The sequence below is a fragment of the Actinomadura coerulea genome, assembly GCF_014208105.1.
Taxonomy (GTDB): Bacteria; Actinomycetota; Actinomycetes; order Streptosporangiales; family Streptosporangiaceae; genus Spirillospora; species Spirillospora coerulea.
Genome location: NZ_JACHMQ010000001.1, coordinates 3909776 through 3935011 on the forward strand (window position 1 = coordinate 3909776; position 25236 = coordinate 3935011).

The 25236-nt window shown below is 69.5% G+C and carries 18 protein-coding genes, 2 tRNA genes and 2 rRNA genes; 6 read left to right on the top strand and 16 right to left on the bottom strand.

Features of this window, described 5'->3' with window-relative positions:
* Nucleotides 1–58 precede the first annotated feature (58 nt).
* Nucleotides 59–3170 (bottom strand): 23S ribosomal RNA (locus BKA00_RS17965).
* A 445-nt stretch (nt 3171–3615) separates the two neighbouring features.
* Nucleotides 3616–5135: ribosomal RNA gene (locus tag BKA00_RS17970) — 16S ribosomal RNA — on the bottom strand.
* The 16S and 23S rRNA genes sit together here, the layout of an rRNA operon.
* Nucleotides 5136–5893: 758 nt before the next feature.
* On the opposite strand from BKA00_RS17970, the gene BKA00_RS17975 reads away from it, so the two are divergent.
* The gene (locus tag BKA00_RS17975; protein WP_185026504.1) at nt 5894–6865 is read left to right on the top strand and encodes an ATP-binding cassette domain-containing protein; all 972 of its coding nucleotides are present in this window, start codon (nt 5894–5896) and stop codon (nt 6863–6865) included.
* A gap of 1 nt (nt 6866) precedes the next feature.
* Nucleotides 6867–7688, top strand: coding sequence for an ABC transporter permease (locus BKA00_RS17980; protein WP_185026506.1), 822 nt, complete (start codon nt 6867–6869; stop codon nt 7686–7688).
* 90 nt (nt 7689–7778) lie between these two features.
* Here the strand turns inward: BKA00_RS17980 and BKA00_RS17985 are convergent, their stop codons facing one another.
* Nucleotides 7779–11006, bottom strand: a complete 3228-nt coding sequence (locus BKA00_RS17985; RefSeq protein ID WP_185026508.1) for an ATP-binding protein — start codon at nt 11004–11006, stop codon at nt 7779–7781.
* A gap of 68 nt (nt 11007–11074) precedes the next feature.
* Between BKA00_RS17985 and BKA00_RS17990 the strand changes: the two genes are divergently transcribed.
* From BKA00_RS17990 to BKA00_RS18000, 3 genes are read left to right on the top strand one after another with little or no spacing between them, the layout of a single operon-like run.
* The gene (locus tag BKA00_RS17990; protein WP_185026510.1) at nt 11075–11332 is read left to right on the top strand and encodes a DUF7218 family protein; all 258 of its coding nucleotides are present in this window, start codon (nt 11075–11077) and stop codon (nt 11330–11332) included.
* A gap of 55 nt (nt 11333–11387) precedes the next feature.
* Nucleotides 11388–11897 carry a DUF1360 domain-containing protein gene (locus BKA00_RS17995; RefSeq protein WP_185026512.1) on the top strand — a complete coding sequence of 170 codons (510 nt, stop codon included), beginning with the start codon at nt 11388–11390 and terminating at the stop codon, nt 11895–11897.
* 48 nt (nt 11898–11945) lie between these two features.
* Nucleotides 11946–13046, top strand: a complete 1101-nt coding sequence (locus BKA00_RS18000) for a baeRF2 domain-containing protein (protein WP_185026514.1) — start codon at nt 11946–11948, stop codon at nt 13044–13046.
* A gap of 49 nt (nt 13047–13095) precedes the next feature.
* Here BKA00_RS18000 and BKA00_RS18005 read toward each other — a convergent pair.
* The 7 genes from BKA00_RS18005 to BKA00_RS18035 all read right to left on the bottom strand — a co-directional run bounded on the left by BKA00_RS18005 (nt 13096) and on the right by BKA00_RS18035 (nt 17474).
* Nucleotides 13096–13168, bottom strand: a tRNA-Ala gene (locus BKA00_RS18005).
* Between the two features lie 84 nt (nt 13169–13252).
* A complete protein-coding gene (locus BKA00_RS18010; protein WP_185026516.1) occupies nt 13253–13648 on the bottom strand; it encodes a hypothetical protein in 396 nt (131 codons plus the stop codon).
* A 525-nt stretch (nt 13649–14173) separates the two neighbouring features.
* A tRNA-Ala gene (locus BKA00_RS18015) sits at nt 14174–14246 on the bottom strand.
* Between the two features lie 76 nt (nt 14247–14322).
* Nucleotides 14323–14985 (bottom strand): histidine phosphatase family protein, encoded by a 663-nt coding sequence (locus tag BKA00_RS18020; RefSeq protein ID WP_185026518.1) that lies wholly within the window; start codon nt 14983–14985, stop codon nt 14323–14325.
* Complete coding sequence (gene rsfS / locus BKA00_RS18025) at nt 14978–15391, bottom strand: ribosome silencing factor (RefSeq protein ID WP_185026520.1); 414 nt, start codon at nt 15389–15391, stop codon at nt 14978–14980. The genes BKA00_RS18020 and rsfS overlap by 8 nt, the downstream gene beginning before the upstream one ends.
* 144 nt (nt 15392–15535) lie before the next feature.
* A complete protein-coding gene (nadD, locus tag BKA00_RS18030) occupies nt 15536–16135 on the bottom strand; it encodes a nicotinate-nucleotide adenylyltransferase (protein WP_185026522.1) in 600 nt (199 codons plus the stop codon).
* Between the two features lie 52 nt (nt 16136–16187).
* Nucleotides 16188–17474: a phenylacetate--CoA ligase family protein gene (locus BKA00_RS18035; protein WP_221493197.1), complete on the bottom strand. Its 1287-nt coding sequence runs from the start codon at nt 17472–17474 to the stop codon at nt 16188–16190.
* A gap of 91 nt (nt 17475–17565) precedes the next feature.
* Between BKA00_RS18035 and BKA00_RS18040 the strand changes: the two genes are divergently transcribed.
* Nucleotides 17566–18600, top strand: a complete 1035-nt coding sequence (locus BKA00_RS18040) for a M48 family metallopeptidase (RefSeq protein WP_185026524.1) — start codon at nt 17566–17568, stop codon at nt 18598–18600.
* 55 nt (nt 18601–18655) lie between these two features.
* On the opposite strand, the gene BKA00_RS18045 is transcribed toward BKA00_RS18040, so the two are convergent.
* The 6 genes from BKA00_RS18045 to rplU all read right to left on the bottom strand — a co-directional run bounded on the left by BKA00_RS18045 (nt 18656) and on the right by rplU (nt 25000).
* A complete protein-coding gene (locus tag BKA00_RS18045) occupies nt 18656–20413 on the bottom strand; it encodes a TIGR03767 family metallophosphoesterase (protein WP_185026526.1) in 1758 nt (585 codons plus the stop codon).
* 63 nt (nt 20414–20476) lie between these two features.
* Nucleotides 20477–21736, bottom strand: a complete 1260-nt coding sequence (locus tag BKA00_RS18050; protein WP_185026528.1) for a glutamate-5-semialdehyde dehydrogenase — start codon at nt 21734–21736, stop codon at nt 20477–20479.
* Between the two features lie 13 nt (nt 21737–21749).
* A complete protein-coding gene (proB, locus tag BKA00_RS18055) occupies nt 21750–22856 on the bottom strand; it encodes a glutamate 5-kinase (RefSeq protein WP_185026530.1) in 1107 nt (368 codons plus the stop codon).
* Nucleotides 22857–22918: 62 nt separating this feature from the next.
* Nucleotides 22919–24316 (bottom strand): GTPase ObgE, encoded by a 1398-nt coding sequence (obgE, locus tag BKA00_RS18060; protein WP_185026532.1) that lies wholly within the window; start codon nt 24314–24316, stop codon nt 22919–22921.
* 94 nt (nt 24317–24410) lie between these two features.
* Nucleotides 24411–24668, bottom strand: a complete 258-nt coding sequence (gene rpmA / locus BKA00_RS18065) for a 50S ribosomal protein L27 (protein WP_075899989.1) — start codon at nt 24666–24668, stop codon at nt 24411–24413.
* Nucleotides 24669–24682: 14 nt separating this feature from the next.
* Nucleotides 24683–25000 (bottom strand): 50S ribosomal protein L21, encoded by a 318-nt coding sequence (gene rplU / locus BKA00_RS18070; RefSeq protein ID WP_185026534.1) that lies wholly within the window; start codon nt 24998–25000, stop codon nt 24683–24685.
* Nucleotides 25001–25236: the final 236 nt, after the last annotated feature.

A 25236-nucleotide genomic window follows, 5' to 3' on the forward strand; every position in this document is an offset into this window, starting at 1 on the left:
TGGGAACCACACAGGGACGCGAACATCGTCTCGCAGCGACTCACTCTGAACGTTCAGTGTGTTCAAGCCACTCGGCCTATTAGTACCGGTCGACTCCACACGTTACCGCGCTTCCATCTCCGGCCTATCAACCCGGTCGTCTACCGGGGGCCTTACACCCACAAAGGGGTGGGAGAACTCATCTCGAGGAAGGCTTCCCGCTTAGATGCTTTCAGCGGTTATCCCGACCGAACGTAGCCAACCAGCCGTGCCCCTGGCGGGACAACTGGCACACCAGAGGTTCGTCCGTCCCGGTCCTCTCGTACTAGGGACAGACCCTCACAATTCTCCTACGCGCACAGCGGATAGGGACCGAACTGTCTCGCGACGTTCTAAACCCAGCTCGCGTGCCGCTTTAATGGGCGAACAGCCCAACCCTTGGGACCTACTCCAGCCCCAGGATGCGACGAGCCGACATCGAGGTGCCAAACCATCCCGTCGATATGGACTCTTGGGGAAGATCAGCCTGTTATCCCCGGGGTACCTTTTAGCCGTTGAGCGACACCACTTCCACACGTAGGTGCCGGATCACTAGGCCCTGCTTTCGCACCTGCTCGACACGTCCGTCTCACAGTCAAGCTCCCTTGTGCCCTTGCACTCGCCACCTGATTGCCAACCAGGCTGAGGGAACCTTTGGGCGCCTCCGTTACATTTTGGGAGGCAACCGCCCCAGTTAAACTACCCACCAGGCACTGTCCCCCACCCGGATACACGGGTGCGGGTTAGACGCTCAAAACGACCAGAGTGGTATTTCACCAACGACTCCACCCAGACTGGCGTCTGAGCTTCACAGTCTCCCACCTATCCTACACAAGACGCTCCAAGCGCCAATGCCAAGCTATAGTGAAGGTCCCGGGGTCTTTCCGTCCTGCTGCGCGAAACGAGCATCTTTACTCGTACTGCAATTTCGCCGGGCCTGTGGTTGAGACAGCGGGGAAGTCGTTACGCCATTCGTGCAGGTCGGAACTTACCCGACAAGGAATTTCGCTACCTTAGGATGGTTATAGTTACCACCGCCGTTTACCGGCGCTTAGATTCTCAGCTTCGAAGGAACAAGTCCCCCTAACCGGTCCTCTTAACGTTCCGGCACCGGGCAGGCGTCAGTCCGTATACAGCGTCTTACGACTTCGCACGGACCTGTGTTTTTAGTAAACAGTCGCTTCCCCCTGGCCTCTGCGACCCCACCCAGCTCAGGCAGCAAGTGCCATCACCGAGCGAGGTCCCCCTTCTCCCAAAGTTACGGGGGCAATTTGCCGAGTTCCTTAACCACAGTTCACCCGATCGCCTTGGTATTCTCTACCTGACCACCTGAGTCGGTTTGGGGTACGGGCCGCCGGTACACTCGCTAGAGGCTTTTCTCGGCAGCATGGGATCACTCACTTCACCTAAAACGGCTCGGCATCAGCTCTCAGGATACGCGAGAGACGGATTTACCTGTCTCTCTCCCTACAGCCTTACCCCGGGACAACCATCGCCCGGGCTGAGCTACCCTCCTGCGTCACCCCATCACTCACCTACTACCCCCTCGGGTCCCACGCTCCCCATCCAACAGGCCCGAAGGCCTCAAGAATGGTTCGGGTGGTTAGCATCAGAGGATTCAGCGTTGGCGCATACCAGCGGGTACGGGAATATCAACCCGTTGTCCATCGACTACGCCTGTCGGCCTCGCCTTAGGTCCCGACTTACCCTGGGCGGATTAGCCTGCCCCAGGAACCCTTGGTCATCCGGCGCACACGTTTCTCACGTGTGATTCGCTACTCATGCCTGCATTCTCACTCCCGCACCCTCCACCCCTGGGTCACCCCGAGGCTTCACCGGATACAGGACGCTCCCCTACCCATCAACACTTACGTGTCAATGCCACGGCTTCGGCGGTGTGCTTGAGCCCCGCTACATTGTCGGCGCGGAATCACTTGACCAGTGAGCTATTACGCACTCTTTCAAGGGTGGCTGCTTCTAAGCCAACCTCCTGGTTGTCACAGCAACTCCACATCCTTTCCCACTTAGCACACGCTTAGGGGCCTTAGCCGATGATCTGGGCTGTTTCCCTCTCGACTACGAAGCTTATCCCCCGCAGTCTCACTGCCGCGCTCTCACTTACCGGCATTCGGAGTTTGGCTGACGTCAGTAACCTGGTAGGGCCCATCAGCCATCCAGTAGCTCTACCTCCGGCAAGAAACACGCGACGCTGCACCTAAATGCATTTCGGGGAGAACCAGCTATCACGGAGTTTGATTGGCCTTTCACCCCTAACCACAGGTCATCCCCCAGGTTTTCAACCCTGGTGGGTTCGGGCCTCCACACCGTCTTACCGGCGCTTCACCCTGCCCATGGCTAGATCACTCCGCTTCGGGTCTACAGCATGCGACTAAAAACGCCCTATTCAGACTCGCTTTCGCTACGGCTACCCGCCACCGGTTAACCTCGCCACACACCATAACTCGCAGGCTCATTCTTCAAAAGGCACGCCATCACCAACAGAAACCCCGAAAGGTAACTGAGGAGGCTCTGACGGCTTGTAGGCACACGGTTTCAGGTACTATTTCACGACCCCTCACCGGGGCACTTTTCACCTTTCCCTCACGGTACTGGTCCGCTATCGGTCATCAGGAAGTATTCAGCCTTACCACGTGGTCGTGGCAGATTCACACGGGATTTCACGGGCCCCGTGCTACTCGGGAACACACCCAGAAGCCACTGAAATTTCGTCTACCGGACTCTCACCGTCTACGGTCGGCCATCCCAAGCCATTCGACTATCCCAGCGGTTTATAACTCCTCGGCCCAGCGGCAGCTGGACCAGGGTGGTCCCACAACCCCGCACACGCAACGCCTGCCGGCTATCACACGCGCACGGTTTAGGCTCCTCCGCTTTCGCTCACCACTACTCACGGAATCACTATTGTTTTCTCTTCCTGCGGGTACTGAGATGTTTCACTTCCCCGCGTTCCCACCAACCTGCCTATACATTCAGCAGGCGGCGACACCCCATGACGGGTGCCAGGTTTCCCCATTCGGAAATCCCCGGATCAAAGTCTGGTTGCCGACTCCCCGAGGCATATCGCAGGCTCCCACGTCCTTCATCGGCTCCTGATGCCAAGGCATCCACCGTATGCCCTTAAAAACTTGAACACACAAAACGATCAGAACAAATCGCAGATAAACAACAAGACCAACCCGAAGACACCCTCCCGAAGAAGGGTCCCTTCAAAGCGGCTCTCATCGTTCACCAGAGATGCTCGCGTCCACTGTGCAGTTCTCAAAAAACAACCGGGCCCACCAAAACCACACCACCTTCCGGTGATGCGGTCCTGGTCCCGCAGTCCGAGGTCACCCGGGCTCGCGCCCGTTCCCTCAGGACTCAACAGCGTGTCCAACCCCCCGCCTGCCTGAAACCGCCGTTCCCCTTCCTCCAGCCGAAGCCGCAGGACGGTACTTGCCGGCTCACACACGCGGTGAGCTGAGTAGCCAGTGCTCCACATCTATGAGCAGCCACCTGACAGACATTCGCTGTCAACGGCAGCCACCGACCACGATCCCTCTTGCGAGGCGATCCCGGCCAGTTGGTGCTCCTTAGAAAGGAGGTGATCCAGCCGCACCTTCCGGTACGGCTACCTTGTTACGACTTCGTCCCAATCGCCGGCCCCACCTTCGACCGCTCCCCCCACACAAGGTGGTTGGGCCACGGGCTTCGGGTGTTGCCGACTTTCGTGACGTGACGGGCGGTGTGTACAAGGCCCGGGAACGTATTCACCGCAGCGTTGCTGATCTGCGATTACTAGCGACTCCGACTTCACGAAGTCGAGTTGCAGACTTCGATCCGAACTGAGACCGGCTTTAAGGGATTCGCTCCACCTCACGGTATCGCAGCCCTCTGTACCGGCCATTGTAGCATGTTTGCAGCCCAAGACATAAGGGGCATGATGACTTGACGTCATCCCCACCTTCCTCCGAGTTGACCCCGGCGGTCTCCCATGAGTCCCCACCCGAAGTGCTGGCAACATGGAACGAGGGTTGCGCTCGTTGCGGGACTTAACCCAACATCTCACGACACGAGCTGACGACAGCCATGCACCACCTGTCACCGGCCCAAAAGGACCCACCATCTCTGATGGTTTTCCGGCGATGTCAAGCCTTGGTAAGGTTCTTCGCGTTGCGTCGAATTAAGCAACATGCTCCGCCGCTTGTGCGGGCCCCCGTCAATTCCTTTGAGTTTTAGCCTTGCGGCCGTACTCCCCAGGCGGGGCGCTTAATGCGTTAGCTGCGGCGCGGAATCCGTGGAAGGACCCCACACCTAGCGCCCAACGTTTACGGCGTGGACTACCAGGGTATCTAATCCTGTTCGCTCCCCACGCTTTCGCTCCTCAGCGTCAGTACAGGCCCAGAGAACCGCCTTCGCCACCGGTGTTCCTCCCGATATCTGCGCATTTCACCGCTACACCGGGAATTCCATTCTCCCCTACCTGCCTCTAGTCTGCCCGTATCCACCGCAGACCCACGGTTAAGCCGTGGGCTTTCACGACAGACGCGACAAACCGCCTACGAGCTCTTTACGCCCAATAATTCCGGACAACGCTTGCGCCCTACGTATTACCGCGGCTGCTGGCACGTAGTTAGCCGGCGCTTCTTCTGCAGGTACCGTCACGTTAGCTTCGTCCCTGCTGAAAGAGGTTTACAACCCGAAGGCCGTCATCCCTCACGCGGCGTCGCTGCGTCAGGCTTCCGCCCATTGCGCAATATTCCCCACTGCTGCCTCCCGTAGGAGTCTGGGCCGTGTCTCAGTCCCAGTGTGACCGGTCGCCCTCTCAGGCCGGTTACCCGTCGTCGCCTTGGTAGGCCATCACCCCACCAACAAGCTGATAGGCCGCGAGCCCATCCCCAACCGAAAAACTTTCCACCACACGATCATGCGACCAGTGGTCATATCCGGTATTAGACCCAGTTTCCCGGGCTTATCCCAGAGTCAGGGGCAGGTTGCTCACGTGTTACTCACCCGTTCGCCGCTCGAGTACCCCCGAAGGGGCCTTTCCGCTCGACTTGCATGTGTTAAGCACGCCGCCAGCGTTCGTCCTGAGCCAGGATCAAACTCTCCATCAAGGTCCAACGACCAACCAGGGGGCGAACCCCAGCCGGCCAAACCTCAGGAAACAATCCCGGCATCACCATCCCCAAGGGGATGGCATTGCCTCAAAGAAATCCCCACCACCCCACAAAGTGGAGCGGCACGGGGCGACCCGGCCAAAACATGGCCGAGCCGATAAAGGCACTGGCTTTTAACACGCTGTTGAGTTCTCAAGAAACGGACACCCACCGCGCCGGACTCCGCTCTCGCGGCCCCCGGCTCCGGGGCAACCCTGCTAACTTACCAGACTCATCTTCACTGTCAAGCCGATCTGCGAAGATCTTTTTGACGAGTCGAAGGTGTGCCCACCCCCCGCGACGACACCGCACCAAGCCGAAGACTCGGAGAGATCGTTCTGTGGGAGGCGCCCTGCGGGCCGGCCACCTTGCGGCGTCCTGCATCCCGTCCGGGCTTGTCCTTCAAGAGTACCTCGGCTCGCAGAGCACTGCGAACCGTTTTCCTCTTTCGGTGTCCCCCGGGGCCGTCCGCCTGTCGGCGTCCCGCATCCCCTTGGGGCACCACTGAGATTAGGCAGCCTTGGAAGGCCCGTCAAATCGAGCCCGGCCACCTGTTCGTCCCTTCACCGAAACCTCCAGGTCACATGCGGTTCACATCGGCGGCGTCACCCACCCGTCAGCGTCACGTCAGCGTCCGCGCATCGATGTCCGTGTGATGTCAGCGATCTCCCCCACGGTGGTGGTCGTCACGGCGAAGTACTTACGGGAGGAACCAGATGGACGAAGTGATCCGCGCGGAGGGACTGCGGAAACGGTTCGGGGACACCCACGCTTTGGACGGTGTGGACATCGCGGCCCGCCGGGGGACGGTGCTCGGGGTCCTCGGACCGAACGGAGCGGGCAAGACCACCGCGGTGCGCGTGCTGGCGACGCTGCTGAAGCCGGACGCCGGACGCGCCGAGGTGGGCGGATACGACGTGGTCAAGGACGCGGTGCGCGTCCGGGCGAAGATCGGCCTGACCGGGCAGTACGCCTCGGTGGACGAGGAGCTGACGGGCTTCGAGAACCTCGTGATGATCGCCCGGCTGCTGGACTTCGGCCGGGCGGAGGCGAAGGCGCGGGCGCGGAGGCTGCTCGACCGGTTCCGGCTCACCGACGCGGGGGCGCGCGCCGTCAAGACGTACTCGGGCGGGATGCGCCGGCGGCTGGACCTGGCGGCGAGCCTGATCAACCACCCGGAGATCATTTTCCTGGACGAGCCGACGACCGGGCTGGACCCGCGGGCGCGCAACGAGGTCTGGGACACGGTCCGGGATGTCGTCGCCGAGGGGGCGACGGTGCTGCTGACCACGCAGTATCTGGAGGAGGCCGACGCGCTCGCCGACCGGATCGCGGTGTTCGACCACGGGCGGGTCATCGCTGAGGGCACCTCCGACGATCTGAAGGGGCGGATCGGGCGGCAGACGCTGGTGGTCCGGGCGGCCGAGCCGTTCCGCGTGGCACAGCTCGCCTCGATCGTCGCCGAGCTGACCGGGGAGCGTCCGGAGGTCCAGGAGGCCGCGGGCCTGGTCACGGCGGCCGTGAACGATCCGCGCCTGCTGTCGGCTCTGGTGCGGCGGCTGGACGAGGCGTCCATCGTGGCGGCCGAGCTGGCGTTGCGGATGCCGAGCCTGGACGAGGTCTTCCTCACACTGACGGGCCATCACGCCGAAGAAACCAAGTCCGAGCTCGTTTCCGAGGGGGCCTGACATGACCGCCATCACCGTTGGCAGCCGTCCGTCCGCGGCGGAGCCGCCCGCGCGCATCAGCATGAAGAGGACGCTCCGGCACGGCCTGACGCTGGCGTGGCGCAACGTCTCCCAGTTGAAGCACTCGCCCGAGAAGCTGCTGGACACGACGCTGATGCCGATCGTGTTCCTGCTGCTGTTCCTGTACGTGTTCGGCGGCGCGGTGTCCGGCGACACGCACTCCTACCTGCAGCAGCTGCTTCCGGGTCTCGTCGCGCAGATGGCGATGTTCGCCACGATGGGGCTCGGGACGGCGCTGAACGAGGACATCCACAAGGGCGTGTTCGACCGGTTCCGGAGCCTCCCGATCGCTCGTTCGGCGCCGCTCCTCGGGACCGTCCTCGGGGACACGGTCCGGTTCATCACCGTGATGACGGTGCTCGTGGGCTTCGGGTCGGTCCTCGGTTTCCGGTTCCACACCGATCCGCTGTCGGTGCTGGCCGCGTTCGCGCTGGCGTACGTGTTCTACCTGGCCGTCTGCTGGATCTCCGTGCTCGTGGGGCTGGTCGCGCCGACGCCGGAGACGGTGCAAGGGCTCGCGTTCATCTGGGTGATGCCCCTGACGTTCGGCAGCAGCATCCTCGTGCCGGACACGTCCACGATGCCGGGCTGGCTGGAGGCGTGGACGAAGGTCAACCCGGTCACGCACCTGGCGGAGTCGGTGCGCGCGCTGACCGTCGGCGGCCCCATCGGCAACCACGCCTGGTACACGCTCGCCTGGGCGGCGGGGATCGTCGTCGTCACGTTCCCCCTGGCCATGCGCATGTACTCGCGGAGGGCATGACGTCCGCCCCCGAACGCGCGGCGCCCCGGAGAGATCGTCTCCCGGGGCGCCGCGCGTTCGCGGCGCACACCGGCCGGGGAGCGGGTACGCTCAGATCGAGTCGACCAGCCCGTCCGCCTGGTCGAAGACGTCGTCCCGGCTGAACCGCCGTCCGCGCTCGTACGCGGCGGCGAACGCCTCCTCGCCGAGGACGCCGAGGAGGAGCGGCAGCGTCCGGCGGACCTCGTGGCTGCCCTCGTCGCGGTAGCCGAGCAGGTTGTGCGCCGTGCCCAGCAGCTCGGCCGCGCGCACGTGCTCCCCGCGCGCGGCCGCGTAGGCGGCGACGCCCTCGACGAGGGCGGCCACGGTCGGGTTCCCGAGCAGCACGTCGTTCGGCAGATCGTTCAGCGCCTGGACGTGCCAGCGCTTCGCGGCCTCCATGTCGCCGTCCTCCTCCGCGAGGCAGCCGAGGCGGCTGTGCGCCTTCCGGACGGCCTGCGCGAAGTCCGGGCGGTGGCTGCGCGACTCGACCCACCCGCACGCGCGGTCGACATGAAGGCGCGCGGCCTCGCGGTCGCCGTCCTGCAAGGCGAGCTCGCACAGCAGAAGGGACGAGCCGGCGGCGTCGGCGAACTCGCCGACCCGCTCGGCCTGCGCCATGGCGTCTTCGAGGTCGGCGCGGGCGCGCGCGGTCTCGCCCCGCCGGGCGCGGACCCGTGCGAGCTGGGCGAGCAGCGTGGCGCCCTGCTCGGGGCTGACTCCCCCGGTGGCGTAGCCGTACGCCTCCTCGCCGAGGCGGAGCGCCTCCGCCAGGTCGCCGCGCGCCATGGCGGTCTGCATCATGCAGCTCAGCGCGACGATCATTCCGAAGCGGTCGCCCAGCTCGCGGAACCGCGCGTAGCCGTCGGCGGCCTGCTCGGCGGCGTCGTCGATCTGGCCGGTGTTGACGCCCATGTGCCCGAGGATGACGCGGACGACGGCCCGCACCCACGGGTCGGCGTGCTCCCGGATGCGGTGGAGGCTGCGCCGGATCTCCTCGACGTCGCCGCCGAACATGGCGGCCGCGGTCTCGGCGAGCGCGAGCACGGGGTGCGCGGGCGACGCGGGGACGACGCTCAGGGTGCCCTTCACCCCCGCCTGCATCGACTCCCTCGTCGGCCCCGTCCCGTCGGTCAGCTCGCTCACGAGTGTGGCGAAGACGACGCACAGCGCGTACGCCTCCTCCAGACCGGGAGGCGCCGCGCCGCCCGCCATGTCGCGGACGACGACCGTCCAACTGCCCGATTCCCGCTCCATGTCGCGCAGGATCCAGAACCACACCAGCCCGGCGATGAGCCGCAGCGCGGCCTCGACGTCGCCGATCTCGGTGACGTGCCGGAACACCACGGTGAAGTTCTCGCGCTCGGCGGCCAGCCGGGCGGACCAGACCAGCTGGTCGCCGCGGCGCAGCTCCGGCTCGGCGCGCTCGGCGAACTCGACCATGTAGGCGGCGTGCGCGTCGCGGACACGGCGGGTCTCGCCCGCCTCCTCCAGCCGCTCCCCCGCGTAGACGCGGACGGTCTCCAGCAGCCGGTAGCGGACGTCGGTGTCGCCGTCGGCCATCACGAGCGACTTGTCGATGAGCGCGGCGATCACGTCGATGACGTCCCGCGGGTCGGGCGCGTCCGGCGAGGCGAGGCCGCACACCCGGACGGCGGCCTCCGGGGTGGCGCCGCCGGCGAACACCGCGAGGCGGCGCAGGACGGCGCGCTCCGTGCCGTCCAGCAGTTCCCAGCTCCAGTCGACGACGGCGCGCAGGGTCCGGTGCCGGGGCAGGGCGGTGCGGCTGCCGCCGGTCAGCAGCCGGAACCGGTCGCCGAGGCGGGCCGCGACCTGGCCGGGGGTGAGGGAGCGCAGCCGGGCGGCGGCCAGCTCGATCGCGAGCGGGATGCCGTCGAGCGCACGGCAGATCGCGACCACGTCGGCGACGCTTCCGGCGTCCACGGCGAAGCCGGGACGGACGGCGGCGGCGCGGTCGGCGAACAGCCGCACCGAGGCGTAGCCGAGGGCGTCGGCGGGGTCGCCGGCGGCGTCCTCGGCCGGCAGCGGGAGGGACGGCACCGGGCACAGCGACTCCCCGGTGATGCCGAGCGGTTCGCGGCTGGTCGCGAGGACGCGGACGCCGTCGGCGTGCGCGACGACGTGGTCGACGAGCCGCGCGACGGCGTCGATGAGGTGCTCGCAGTTGTCGAGGACGAGGACGGTCCGCTTGGTGGCGAGGAAGTCGGTGAGCCGTTCGAGTGGCCGCACCGCCACGCGGGTCTCGGTGGGGCGCACGGTCTCGGGGACCGCCAGCGCCGACAGCACCGCGTGCACGACGTCGCCCGGGTCGCTGACCGGGGCGAGCGGGACGAACCACACGCCGTCCGTCAGCTCGTCGACGAGCGCGGCGGCGCTCTCCCCGGCCAGCCGCGTCTTGCCGGCGCCGCCGGGGCCGGTGAGGGTGACCAGGCGGGTCTCGCGGAGCAGCTTGCCGACCCGCTGCGACTCCTCCTCCCGGCCGACGAAGCTGGTGAGCTGCGCGGGAAGGTTGGTGCGCGGGGGCGGCGGGACGGCGGGGGCCGGCTCGGGCGGCGGGGCCGTCGCCTCTCGACGGAGGATCGACAGGTGGACGGCGGCCAGTTCCGGGGACGGGTCGACGCCGAGCCGGTCGGCGAGGGCGCGCCGCGTCTCCTCGTACACCTCCAGGGCGTCGGCCTGGCGTCCCGCCGCGTACAGGGCGCGCATCAGCTGGCCGCGCAGCCGCTCGCGCAGCGGGTGCGCGGCGGCGAGGGGCTCCAGTTCGGCCGCGGGCGGGACGGGGAGCCCGGCGGCGATCTCGGCGTCGACGCGGTCCTCCACGGCGGCGAGCCGGAGTTCCTCCAGCCGCGTGATGGCCGGGTAGGCGAAGTCGCTGTCGGCGACGTCGGCGAGGGCGGGCCCGCGCCACAGCGCCAGTGCCGTGCGCAGGCCGTCGGCCCGCGCGCAGGGGTCCTGCTCGGCGCGGGCGGCGGCGACGCCGCGCTCGAACGCGACCGCGTCGATGTCGGCGGGGTCGATCCCGAGCCGGTAGCCCGCCGGGCCGTGCTCGACCATGTCGCGCCCGGCGACGCCGCGCAGCCGGGACACGAGCGCCTGGAGCGCGTTCCCGCCGGGCGGAGCGCCCTCCCACAGGTCGTCCAGCAGCCGCTCGGCCGACACGGGGCGGCCCGCCTCGACGGCCAGCCGCACGAGGAGGGCCCGCAGCCTGCGGCCCGCGACCTCGACCGGCCGCGCGGCCCCGTCCCGCACGTCGAGCGGTCCCAGGATGCCGATGCGCACGATGGCCCCCTTCCCGGGTAGCCATTGTCCCCGATGTGTGGATCCCGCGAGCCGGGTACGGAATCCGTATGCCCAGAGCACAGATCAAGGACGAGAAGAAGTACCAGAAGCTTCGCGACAAGGGAGAGAGCAAGGAGAAGGCGGCGCGGATCGCCAACGCGTCCGCGGGCCAGGGAGAGAAGAAGGTCGGCCGCAGGGGCGGCAAGAGCCCCTCCTACGACGACTGGACCAAGGACGACCTCCTGAAGCGCGCCCGCGAGATCGGCATCGAGGGCCGCTCCTCGATGAACAAGTCGGAACTGGTCAAGGCGCTGCGCGACCACTAGGACACCCGTCGCGGACGGCGAGCCGTGCCTCGTCCCCCCGAGAGAAGGAGAGCCCATGAACGCGGTCGTCGACACCGCGCGCAGGCAGAAGGAGGAGTACGCCGCCGGGGAGGACCGGCCGCTCGGCTCCTACCTCGGCACGCTCGCCGTCTACGCCCTCACCACGGGGACGCTGGCGCTGCTCGGCCGCCGCCTCCGCGACCGCGCCCCGGCGATCGGCCTCGCCGACCTCGCGCTCATGACGATCACCACGCACAAGGCGTCCCGGCTGATCACGAAGGACCCGGTGACGAGCCCGCTGCGCGCCCCGTTCACCCGCTACTCCGGGACGGCCGGTCCGGCGGAGCTGTCGGAGGAGGTGCGCGGCAAGGGCGCCCGGCACGCCGTGGGCGAGCTGATCACATGCCCGTTCTGCACGTCGCAGTGGGTGGCGACGGCGTACGCGGCGGGGCTGGTGTTCGCCCCGGACGCGACCCGGCTCGCCGGGGCCACGATGACCGCGGTCGCCGGCTCGGACTGGCTGCAGCTCGCCTACGCGCGGCTCCAGAAGTCCGCCGAGGGCTGACGTCCCACGCACCACGTTTGTCCCAGATACGGGGGGTACGGCCAATCCATGGATCTGGCATTCCTCAAAAAGCTGTACCAACGGCCGGGACCGTACGCGTCGGTGTACGCCGACCTCACCCGGACCACCGAGGACGCGTCCAAGGCCGCGGAGCTTCGGTGGCGGGCGCTGCGTTCGGAGCTGGAGGCCGGCGGCACGCCGGACGCGACGCTCCGCGCGATCGAGCAGACCATCCAGGAGGATCTGGCGCAGCGCCGCTCCGAAGGCATCGTGATCTTCGCGGCGGACGGCGAGGTGGTGCACAGCGAACGCCTTCCGGGCCCGCCCCGCGGCACGCGCGCCACCCTCGCCCCACTCCCCGACGTCCTGCCCTATCTCGTCGAGCGCGGCGAGAGGTTCCCGCACCTGCTCGCGGTCGTGGACCGCCGCGGCGGCGCGATCGACTGCGTCACCGCCGACGGGAAGCGCGAGCGCATCGAGGTGGACGGGGACGAGGACTACCCCATCCGCAAGGTCAAGGCGGGCGACTGGAACCAGTCGCGGTTCCAGCGTTCCTCGGAGAACGTCTGGAAGGTCAACGCCAAGAAGGTCGCCCACGAGATCGACAGGGCCGCGGAGCGCTGCGGCGCCGAGGCGGTCGTGATCGCCGGTGACACCCGGGCCAGGACGGCGGTGCTGGAGGAGGTCTCGGAGCACGTCCTGGCGCACACCGTCGAGGCCGACAAGAACACCACGGTCGACGACCCGGACCTCGACGCCGAGCTGCGCCGCCTGCTGCACCTGAAGTCCACCGAGCGCATCATGACCGTGGCGGAGCGATTCGACCGGGAACTCGCCAACGGGCAGCGTGCCGTCTCCGGGCTGGACGCGACGACGGAGGCCGTGCGCCAGGCCCGCGTGGAGACGCTCCTGCTGGTGGACGAGCCGGATTCGCAGGCTCGCCTCTGGGTGGGCCCCGACCCCTCCCAGGTCGCCACCACCGCGGAGGAACTGCGCGAGGAGTTCGGTGTGGCGGACCCCCGCGAGGACCGCGCCGACGCCGCCCTGGTGAGGGCGGCCGCCGCGACCGACGGTGAACTGGTCGTCCTGCCCTCGAACGGTCAGGCCCCGGCTCTGCACGTGGGCGCCGTGCTGCGCTTCACGGCCTGAGAAACGAAAAGGAGCGGCGCCCCCTGGGCGGCCACTCCCGAATCGATTGTGGAGCTATGGGGATTCGAACCCCAGACCTCCTCCATGCCATGGAGGCGCGCTACCAACTGCGCCATAGCCCCTCGCGAGGAAAAGCTTAGTGCACGTTGGGAGCGGTTGGGACGCGCGGGCCGCGGAGGGTCGCCCCTCCGCGGCCGGCGCGCGGGTCAGGGCCTCTTCGAGGTGTAGGAGTACCAGTGGTCGTTGACCGTCGGGACATGGACGGTGAGGCTTTTGAGCCACTCGACCGAGCCGAGGGACGTGTCGCTCTCGACCTTCTTGCCGTTGTCGTCGGTGTACTCGGTGTGGACCTCGTTGGTGTACGGGTCCTTCTCATCCCTCTGCTGCTTCACGAGGGAGCACACGGTCCGGCCGAGGTCGGGTTTGCTCGGGAGCAGCTTGAAGGAGGAGAGCACGTCGAGCGCCTCGGCGCAGTCGTCGACCTGCTTGGCCTCGGAGTCGGGCGGCGGAGCGGCCTGCGCGGGAACGGCCGCCGCCGTGACGGCCGCCCCGGCGACCGCGGCTGCCAGCAGCATCCTCTTCCCGGTGAACCGGCTTCTCATGGGGTCAGCCCTCATCTCGATCATGCATCGCCACGTGAGGGCCTTCCCTCATGATCGACACAGCGAAGCGCGGAGGGAGGAAAGGAAGCCGCCGCCATGGTGAAGCCTTTGCGCAGGTTCCCCAAGGCGAAGGCCGACCCGAGGCGGGGCAAGGGCCAAAGCCCCAGCAACCGGCAAAGCCCGTCCCGGAGTCGCCAGCGACCTAAGCCGCAAGGACGCAAGGCGCGAAGCTCCCCAAGGACAAGAGCCAGGAAGGGGGCGAGGGGCGAAGCCCCAAACACCCACAGCGAGCCCCGCCAGCCCGCGGATCCCCAAGGACAAAGGCCGGGAAAGGGGGCGAGGGGCGAAGCCCCAAACACCCACAGCGGGCCCCGCCAGCCCGCGGATGCCCAGGGAGCCAAGCCGGGAGGGGGCGTGGGGGCGGAGCCCCCACATCGGGGGTCTGGGGGTCGCCCCCCAGGTAGACATGAAGAAGGGAGTCCCGGCCCAAGCTTTCCGTGGGCACGGTCCTCCCAACTCCGTTCGTGGAGCTATGGGGATTCGAACCCCAGACCTCCTCCATGCCATGGAGGCGCGCTACCAACTGCGCCATAGCCCCGCCGCCGCGTGGACGTTCATCCCGCGGCGCCCAGCCAGTGTATAGGACGGCCGGGACTGGTCTCGAATCGTTTGGGTCAGGTGCCGGCGTCGGGGCGGTCGTCGCTGAGGACGGGTTCGGGGAGGGTGCCGGCGTTGTGCTCGGCGAGGCGCCAGCCGCCGTCGCGCATCTCGGTGATGACGGACCAGCAGCAGTTGGACAGGCCGCCGAGGCGTTCCCAGGTCTCCTCGGGGAGGCCGAGGATGTGGGACATGCCGAGGCGGAGCGCGGCGCCGTGGGAGGCGACGACGAGCTGGCCGGTGGGCGCGAGTTCGTCGAGGGCGCGTTCGAGCGCGGAGCCGACCCGTTTGGCGACCTGGGCGCTGGTTTCGCCGCCGGGCGGCTGCCAGGCGGCGTGCTCGGCGGGGTAGCGTTCGCGGATCTCGCGGGAGGTGAGGCCCTCCCAGGCGCCGCCGTCGCGTTCGATGAGGTCGCGGTCGTAGCGGACGGGCAGTCCGGTGATGTCGGCGAGGGCCTGGGCGGTGTCGGCGGCGCGGCGCAGCGGTGAGGCGAGCAGCGCGGTGGGGCGGAGGCCGGCGAGGAGCCGGGCGGCGCGCTCGGCCTGGGCGACGCCCGTCTCGTCGAGGGGGATGTCGGTCTTGCCCTGGAAGCGGCGCTCGACGTTCCACGAGGTCTGGCCGTGCCGCCAGAGGACCAGGCGGCGTCTGCCCGGTTCGCGGGCCGGGCGGGCGTCACTCACTCGGGCTCCCGACGGCGCGGGCGCGCTGGGCCTGGTGGGCGGTGACGCTGTCCGGCAGGTCGATGAGGGGGCAGTCTTTCCAGAGCCGTTCGAGGGCGTAGAACATGCGGTCCTCTTCGTGCTGGATGTGCACGATGATGTCCGCGTAGTCCAGCAGGACCCAGCGGCCCTCGCGTTCGCCCTCGCGGCGGACGGGCTTGGCCTCGGCCTCCTCGCGCAGGCGCTTTTCGACCTCGTCCACGATGGCGCGGACCTGGCGGTCGTTGGGGGCCGAGCAGAGCAGGAACGCGTCGGTGATGACGAGCTGCTCGCTCACGTCGTAGGCAAGAATGTCGTCGGCCAGCTTGTCGCCTGCCGCCTCGGCGGCGATCCGGACGAGCTGCGCCGCCCTCTCGGATGCGGTCACGATGCGCTCGCGATCCTCCCTGTAGGGGTCGTCTCCGCTCCCACCTTCTCATGGGCGGCGGACGATCGACCTCTTTGTTGTTGTTCGACCGCAATGGCGGATGCGGTCCCGTTCCCCGTCCAGAATATGTGGCCGCGGCGCCCGTCAGGCGGCACCACGGTAGAGGCCCCGCTTGTTGATGTACTGGACGATCCCGTCCGGGACGAGATACCAGATGGGTTCGCCGCTGCCGACCCGGTCACGGCACTCGGTGGAGGAGATCGACAGGGCGGGCACCTCCATGAGGGAGACGCGCCCGTCGGGCAGCCCGGGGTCGGCGAGCCGGTGGCCGGGGCGGGTGACGCCGACGAAGTGGGCGAGTTCGAAGAGCTCGTCGGTGTCGTGCCAGGTGAGCATCTTCTCCAGCGCGTCCGCGCCGGTGATGAAGAACAGGTCGGCGTCCGGGCCCTGGATCTCGCGCATGTCGCGGAGCGTGTCGACGGTGTAGGTGGCGCCGGGCCGGTCGATGTCGACGCGGCTGACGGAGAAGCGCGGGTTGGACGCGGTGGCGATCACGGCCATGAGGTAGCGGTCCTCGGCGGCGGCGACCTTGCTCCCCTCCTTGTGGGCCGAGATGCCGGTGGGCACGAACACGACCTCGTCCAGGGAGAAGAAGTGCGCGACCTCGCTGGCGGCCACGAGGTGCCCGTGGTGGATCGGGTCGAAGGTGCCGCCCATGATCCCCATGCGCCGCTTTTGCGTCATAGCGACGACAATAGCCAGCGGGGCCGCGTCCGGAACCTCCGCCCCCGGCGGCTCAGGCGAGGCCGGGCAGCGGCGGGTCGCCGTCCTCCCAGGTCACGACGCGGACGGCCTTGCCCACCTCCACCCTCGGCACGGTCCCCTCGGGCAGGACCGCGACCTCGGCGGTGAGCCCCAGCGTCTCGTACAGGGCGTGGACGAGGGCGGCCTCCGGATCGCCGGAGAGGGCCTCGCAGGCGACCAGGAGCCGCGCGGTGGGGCTGCGCCGGTCCACGACGAGCTGGTAGTGCGGCCGGACGAGCCCGGAGCCGAGCAGGACCCGCTCGACCTCGCTCGGGTACACGTTCACGCCCCGGACGACGATCATGTCGTCGGCGCGGCCGATGATCTTGCTCATCCGCGCCAGGGTCCGCCCGCAGGCGCACTCGCCGCGGGTGAGGGAAGCGATGTCGCCCGTCCGGTACCGCAGCAGCGGCAGCGCCTGCTTGGTGGGGGTGGTGAAGACGAGCTCGCCCGGGGCGCCGTCCTCGACGGGGACGCCGGTGGCGGGGTCGACGGCCTCCACGATGAAGTGGTCCTCGTTGACGTGCAGGCCGTCCTGCTCCAGGCATTCGGTGGCCACGCCGGGCCCGATGACCTCCGACAGCCCGTAGACGTCCATCGCCTTGATCGGCAGGACGTCCTCGATGGCGGTGCGCAGCTCCTCCGACCACGGCTCGGCGCCGAAGAGCCCGGCCTTGAGCGACACCGGCTCGACTCCCGCCTCGGCGACGGCCTCCCCCAGCCGCAGCGCGTACGCGGGCGTGCAGGTGAGGATGTCGGGGCGGAGGTCGGCGAGCATGCGCACCTGCCGGTCGGTCATGCCGCCCGACATCGGCACCACGGTGGCGCCGAGCGCCACGGCCCCCTGGTGGATGCCGATCCCGCCGGTGAACAGCCCGTACCCGTAGGCGTTGTGGACGACGCTGCCCGGCGACGCCCCCGCGCACGACAGGGAGCGAGCGCACATCGCCGCCCACAGGTCGAGGTCGGCCCTGGTGTAGGCGACGAGCGTCGGGCGCCCCCGCGTCCCGCTGGACCCGTGCACGGCGGCGACCTGGTCGCGCGGCACGGCGAGCATCCCGAACGGGTAGTGGTCCCAGAGGTCCTGCTTGGTGGTGAACGGAAGGTCCCGCAGACCCGCGAGCGTCACGTCGGCCCCGCGCCCGACGCCGGCGTCCCTGAGCCGCCGCCCCTGCACGCCGCCGGCCGCCAGGAGCCGGTCGACCAGCCCCCACACCCGGTGCCGCTGCAGCGCGGCGCGCTCGTCGAGGGACATCGCCTCGGCCTTCGGGTCGAACATGGCTGCCTCCCGGGCGCGGCCAGAGCCGGTCGCGGCTCCCGCGGCGGGGAACCCTGCGGCACGGTGGATCGTCGGAACTACCATGCCAGAGATGACGGAGAACACACCGGATCGAGCACGTACGCGGTTTCCCGGGATCAGTTCCCGGGCCTACGAACACCCGGCGGACCGGTCGGCGCTCGTCGCGCTGCGCTCGCTCTCCGGGTTCGACGTCGTGCTGCGCAAGCTGTCGGGGCTGGTCAACGAGCGGTCGCTGCGGCTGATGTTCCTCGGCGGGACGGTGCGCGTCGGCGAGGACCAGTTCCGCCACATCTACGACATGGTCCGCGACGCCTCCTACATTCTGGACATGCCGGAGGTCCCCGAGCTCTACGTGCGGCAGGACCCGACGCCGAACGCGATGGCGCTCGGGTCCGACCATCCGTTCATCGTGCTGAACACCGGCCTGATCGACCTGCTGGACGAGGAGGAGCTGCGCTTCGTCGTCGGGCACGAGGTCGGGCACATCCTGTCCGGGCACGCGGTGTACCAGACGATGATGCAGGTGCTGCTGCAGCTCGGGGCGCGGCTGGCGTGGCTGCCGCTCGGCAACGTCGGCATCGCGGCGATCGTCATCGGGCTGCGCGAGTGGTTCCGGAAGGCGGAGCTGTCGTCGGACCGGGCCGGGCTGCTCGCCGGGCAGGACCTCGACGCGGCCAAGCGGGTGAACATGAAGCTCGCGGGCGGGACGCGGCTCGGTGAGATGAGCGCCGAGGCGTTCCTGCAGCAGGCGCGGGAGTACGACGCGGCCGGCGACGTGCGGGACGGGCTGCTGAAGTTCATGAACCTGCTCGGGCAGTCGCACCCGTTCGCTGTGATCCGGTTCGCCGAGATCGAGCGGTGGGCGCGCAGCGGCGAGTACGACCGCATCCTGGCCGGGGACTACGCGCGCCGGGAGCACGACGGCGACGCGTCGGTCCGCGACGGGATCAAGGAGGCCGCGCAGTCGTACCGGGAGTCGTGGGAGCGGACGGCCGACCCGTTCGTGGGCAAGGTCCGCGACATGGCCGACGCCGCGGCGGGGGCGGCCGGCGGGCTGTTCGACCGGTTCACCCGGCGCGACAACGGGCCCACGTCCGGCAGCTGACCGGGCGCTGGACGGGGGCCGCCGCGACACGGACGCGGCGGCCCTTCGCCGTTCCTCAGAAGGGCGCCGGAACCAGGAGTTCGACGTTGCGGTCGGCGGCCTCGCCGCGGCGGTTCTCCTCGCGGTCCTGCCAGTCGTTGCCCGACAGCTCGCGGGACAGCGACGCCAGCCGGACCGGGTCGGTGAGGCGGCCGCCGTAGGAGGCGGGCCCGGCGGAGTCGAGGATCGTCGCGAACACCGAGAGGGTGCCGTCGCCGTTGTCGGCCAGCTCGACGATCCGGCTCTGCTGCGGGAAGTCGATGTGCGCGGCCGTGTTGACCTCCCAGAACCCCCCGCCGCCCTTGCGCGCGTGCGGGATGACCTGGTTGCGGTGCGTGTGGCCGTTCACCCACAGGACGACGTTCGGGTAGCGCAGCAGGAGCGCCTCGACCTCGTCGCCGAGGACGCGGTCGCCGCCGAGGGGGTTCTCCAGCGAGCCGATGGGGTGGTGGCTGAACAGGACGAACAGCCGGTCCTTCACCGCGTGTCGCACGACCGTGCCGTCCGGGGCGAGGTAGCGGCTGCTACCGGCCTTGAGCTGCGACTCCAGCCACGCGAGCTGCTTCTTGTCGAGCGAGCCCTCGGAGTAGCCGTTGGGGTTGACGGTGTCGAGGACGAGGCCGCGCACGACGCCCTTGTCGAAGGCGTAGTAGGCCGTCCCGTCGCGGAGGTTGGCGAGGGTGAAGCCATGGCCGCGCAGGGACGCGGTGGTCCTGAAGTGCTCGGCGACGACCTCGGCGCGCGACAGCATGCGGCGGTTCGGGTCGGGGGTCACCGGGCGGAACAGTCCTCCCGCGCCGCCCTGCTCGCGGCTGAGGCGGACGAGTTCGGCGGCGTCGCCCCCGCTCATCATGCGGGCGAGGCGCTCGGCCTGGCCGGGGTCCGCCGGGGCGCCGATCTTGATGCCACCGGTGGCCAGGCCGGAGACCAGCGGGTTGACCGGCAGGTTGCCCTGGACGAGCCCGTCGTGGTTGCCGAACGCGGCCAGCCACGGCGCGTCGAGGCCGGTCGCCTGGAACGGGCGGCGCGCGGCGTCGATCAGGCCGTGCACGCGCGGGAAGCCGTACCGGGTGCTCGGCAGGTCGGCCTCGGCGCCGGGCGGCGGGCCCTCGGGATGCCAGAACGCGCGGTCGTAGGACGCCCAGTCCATGACGCCCTCGTAGCGGTTCGGGTCGCCGGAGTCCGGACGGATGCGCCCGCCGTCCAGCAGGTCGATGATCCAGCGGAGCTCGTTGTACTGGACGTTGTCGGCGGCGTCGCCGGTGTTGATGGTGAAGGCGAGGCCGAGCCCGGTCGCCGGTCCGCGGCCGACCTGGTTCACCGCCCGCACCATGGCCTCGGCCACCTGCGTGGAGAGGATCTCCTGCGGCCGGTAGGCGCCCTCGACCGGCAGGACGTCCAGGCCGTCCTTGAGCCGGTCGACGAACTCGACGCGGGCCGGGGACTGCGCGTCGACGATGTGGACGTCGGTGAGATGGCCGAACGCCAGGATGCCGCGGCGGGTGGCGGCCCGGCGCGCGGAGGCGGCGCCGCCGAGGTCGCGGCGCAGCAGGTGCGGCTCACCCGGACCGGTGGTCACCTTGCGGTACCCACCGGCGCCCGCGGCGCCGAGCAGGTAGGTCCGGTCGAGGGTGGTGCCGGCGGCGGGACCGCGCAGCGCGGGCGCCGCCGCGGCGGCGGGGCGCGCGGGGAAGGCGGCCAGTCCGGTGGTGGCGATCCCCGCGCCGAGGGCGGCGCCCCGCAGGACGCGACGGCGGCTGTACTGACGAGTCACAATCGTGAATCAGACCACACCCGACACGTGACATCAATGGCAAAAATGTCACAAATCCGGAGCTCAGCCGCGCACGTGTCCTTCCCCGGTCACCACGTACTTGGTCGACGTCAGCTCCGGCAGCCCCATCGGGCCGCGGGCGTGCAGCTTCTGCGTCGAGATGCCGATCTCCGCGCCGAACCCGAACTCCTCGCCGTCGGTGAAGCGCGTCGAGGCGTTCACCATCACGGCCGCCGAGTCGACCAGCGCGACGAACCGCTTCGCGGCCGGCTGGGACGTCGTGACGATCGCCTCGGTGTGCCCCGAGCCGTACCGGCGGATGTGCGCGACGGCGTCGTCGAGTGAGTCGACCACGCGGGCGGCGATGTCGAGCGAGAGGTACTCGGCGTACCAGTCGTCCTCGGTCGCCTCCACGACGTCGCCGCCGAAGGAGCGGATCCGCTCGTCACCGTGCACCGTGACACCGGCGCCCTTCAGCGCCTCAAGCGCGCGCGGGACGAACGTGTCGGCGATGTCGGCGTGCACCAGGAACGTCTCGGCGGCGTTGCACACCGAAGGACGCTGCGTCTTGGCGTTCAGAAGGATGTCCAAGGCCGTGTCGACGTCGGCGGCGGCGTCCACGTACACCGCGCAGTTCCCGACGCCCGTCTCGATCACCGGGACGGTCGACTCCTCCACCACCGAGTTGATCAGCGAGGCGCCGCCGCGCGGGATCAGCACGTCCACCAGGCCGCGCGCCCGCATCAGGTGCTTCACCGACTCCCGGGACGTGCCCGGAACGAGTTGCACCGCGTCCGGCGGGACCTCCGTGCCGGCGAGCGCGCCCTGCATCACCTCGACCAGCACCGTGTTGGAGTCGTACGCCGACGACGAGCCGCGCAGCATCGCCACGTTGCCGCTCTTCAGGCACAGCGCGGCGGCGTCCACGGTCACGTTCGGGCGGCCCTCGTAGATGATCCCGACGACGCCGAGCGGAACCCGCACCTGGCGCAGCTCCAGCCCGTTCGGCAGCACGCTCCCGCGGACCGTCTCCCCCACCGGGTCCGGCAGCGCGGCGACCTTCCGGACGGCGTCGGCGATCGAGGCGATCCGCGCCTCCGACAGGCTCAGCCGGTCGATCATGTACTCGGAGATGCCGTTCCCGCGGGCCCGCGCGACGTCGGCCTCGTTCGCCTTGACGATCTCCGGGGCGGCGGTGACCAGCGCGTCCGCGATGCGGTGCAGCGCCGCGTCCTTCGCCGACCGCGGCAGCGGGGCCAGCCCGGCGGCGGCCTCCCTGGCGCGCCGCGCCACCCGCAGGAACTCCTCGCGCTCGTCGCTCATCAGCAGGCTCCCGTCATTGCAATATCACCAGATGGTCGCGGTGGATTATCTCGCGTTCGTACTCGGCGCCCAGCTCACGGGCCAGCCAGCGCGTCGAGCGCCCCATCAGCTCGGGGATCTCGGACGCGTCGTAGTTCACCAGGCCGCGCGCGACGACCTCGCCGGCCGTGTCGCACAGGTCGACCGGGTCGCCCGCGGCGAAGTCGCCCTCCACGCCGGTCACCCCCGCCGGGAGCAGGGACTTGCGGCGCCGCACGACCGCCTCGATCGCGCCCGCGTCCAGCATGACGCGGCCCTGGCCCGTCGTCGCGTGCGCCAGCCACAGGTTGCGGGTCGACATGCGGCGGCCCTCGGCCGGATGGAACAGCGTCCCGACGTGGTCGCCGGACAGCGCGCGCGCCGCGGACGCGGCGTTGGTCAGCACGACGGGGATGCCCGCGATCCTGGCCGCCTCGACCTTGGTGACCATGCCGCCGGTGCCGACCCGCCCGGAGCCGCCGAGCTCGACGTCCCTGAGGTCGGCGGGGCCGCGCACCTCGTCGACACGGCGCGTCCCGGGACGGCGCGGGTCGCCGGTGTAGAGGGCGTCCACGTCCGAGAGCAGGACCAGCGCGTCCGCGCGGATCAGGTGCGCGACCAGCGCGGCCAGCCGGTCGTTGTCGCCGAACCGGATCTCGTCGGTCGCGACGGTGTCGTTCTCGTTCACGATCGGCAGGACGCCCATGGCGAGCAGTTGCGCGAGGGTGCGCTGGGCGTTGCGGTGGTGCGAGCGGCGCATCATGTCGTCGGCGGTGAGCAGCACCTGCCCCACGGTCAGCGCATACCGGGCGAACGAGGAGGTGTAGCGGGCGAACAGCAGGCCCTGCCCGACGCTCGCCGCCGCCTGCTGCGTCGCGAGGTCGGGCGGGCGGCGGGTCAGGCCGAGCGGGCCGAGCCCCGCCGCGATCGCGCCCGACGACACGAACACGATCTCGGTGCCCTCGCCGCGGCGCGCGGCGAGGACGTCCACCAGCGCGTCGATGCGGTTCACGTCGATCGTGCCCTGCGGCGTGGTCAGCGAGGACGAGCCCGCCTTCACCACGATCCGCCGCGCCTTCGCGACCGCCTCACGCCCACTCATGACTCAGCTCCGCTCACGACACTGCTCTCTACGGGAACGCCCCCACACCCCCGGCTGTTCGTTCAGGACCAGCCGCTCAGGCGGCGGTCGGTGCCGCGCGGGCCACTCGTGCCCTCGCCCGCCGCGACCTCCGGCTCCCAGTCGAAGACGATCGATTCGTCCATGGTGCCGATGAGGACGGTGGCGCCGGCGCTGGCGCCCGCCTGGGCGAGCGCGTCCTCCACCCCGAGCCGGGCGAGGCGGTCGGCGAGGTAGCCCACGGCCTCCTCGTTGGCGAAGTCGGTCTGGCGCAGCCACCGGACCGGCTTCGTGCCGGTGATCAGGAAGGTGTTGTCGCCGAGGGTCCTGACCTCGAAGTCGGTGTCGCCGCCGAGCGGCTCGGGCCGGATGACGATGCGGGTGGGCTCCGCCGCGGGCAGCGAGGCGCGGTACTCCGAGACCATCGCCGCCATCGCGAACGACAGCTCCCGCAGCCCCTCGTGCGACGCCGCCGACACCTCGAACACGCGCAGGCCCCGGGCCTCGAACTCCGGCCGCACCATCTCGGCGAGGTCGCGGCCGTCGGGCACGTCCACCTTGTTCAGCACGACGATGCGGGGTCGGTCCGACAGCGGGCGGTCGCCCAGCACCCGGTCGTAGGCCTGCAGCTCGCGCTCGATCACCTCGAAGTCGCTGACCGGGTCGCGGCCCGGCTCCATCGTGGCGCAGTCGAGGACGTGCGCGAGGGTGGAGGAGCGCTCGATGTGGCGCAGGAAGTCCAGGCCGAGGCCGCGGCCCTCGCTGGCGCCCTCGATCAGGCCGGGCACGTCCGCGACCGTGAACGTCGTGTCGCCCGCGCTCACCACGCCGAGGTTCGGGATCAGCGTCGTGAACGGGTAGTCGGCGATCTTCGGCTTGGCGGCCGAGAGCGCGGCGATCAGCGACGACTTGCCCGCGCTCGGGAACCCGACGAGCGCGACGTCGGCGACGCTCTTCAGTTCCAGGACGACGTCGCGCTCCTCGCCCGGCTCCCCGAGCAGCGCGAACCCGGGCGCCTTGCGCTTGGCCGTCGCCAGCGCCGCGTTCCCGAGACCGCCGCTGCCGCCCTTGGCGATCACGAACCGGGTGCCCTCGCCGACCAGGTCCGCGAGGACGGTGTCGCCCGACTTCACCACGGTGCCGTCGGGGACGGCCAGGATCACGTCGTCGCCGTCGGCGCCCGTCCGCAGGCTGCCCTGGCCCGGCCTGCCGTTGCCGGCCTTGCGGTGCGGGCGCCGGTGGTATTCGAGGAGGCTCGCGGCGTTGGAGTCGACGACGAGGACCACGTCGCCGCCGCGGCCGCCGTTCGCGCCGTCCGGGCCGCCGAGCGGCTTGAACTTCTCCCGGTGGATCGAGGCGCAGCCGTTGCCGCCGTTGCCCGCCGCGACGTGCAGCACCACCCGGTCGACGAACTGCGCGCCCGATCCCGCTCCAGCGGCCACGGTGACTCTCCTCAGGGAACCTTGGTAAGAACGGCGAAGGGGCGGACCGGAAACGGTCCGCCCCTTCGAACAAAAAGTCGCTGCCCCCGGCGGACTATTCCGCCGGCGGGACGACGCTCACCGCGTTGCGACCGCGGTAGCGGCGGAACTCCACCGCGCCCGCGACGAGCGCGAACAGCGTGTCGTCACCGCCGCGGCCGACGCCCGGGCCGGGGTGGAAGTGGGTGCCGCGCTGGCGGACGATGATCTCGCCGGCGTTGACGACCTGGCCGCCGAAGCGCTTCACACCGAGGCGCTGGGCGTTGGAGTCGCGACCGTTGCGGCTGGACGATGCGCCCTTCTTGTGTGCCATGAGACCGCTCTCCCTTACTTCTTGCCGGCCTTGATACCGGTGATCTTGACCTCGGTGTACGGCTGACGGTGACCCATCCGCCGCTTGTACCCGGTCTTGTTCCGGTAGTGCATGATGTTGATCTTGGGGCCCTTGACCGCGCCGAGGATCTCGGCGGTCACCTCGTAGCGGGCGAGGTCGGCCGTGCGGCTCACGACGTCGTCGCCGTCCACGACCAGCAGGGGCTGGAGCGTGATGGTCGACCCGACGTCACCGGCCAGCTTGTCGACGGCCAGCACGTCGTCGACGGCGACCTTTTCCTGCCTGCCGCCTGCGCGGACAATCGCGTACACCGCGGAAACCCTTCGTCTGCGCGCGCTTCCGGAGTGAACCGGTCCCACGCGTGGCTTACCAGCCCCCGGACGGGGGCCTACCCCCGGCACCGGGCCGAGGGCGGCACACCAGGAGGACCCTGGCGCTCTCTGCTGTGCCCCACCGGATCGATGAGGTGAGCACCGAACGATCCCCGGACGGGGCTCGCGGTGCGGATTCGGGCGACGCACCGAAGGCGCGCCGAAGGTCAAGGGTA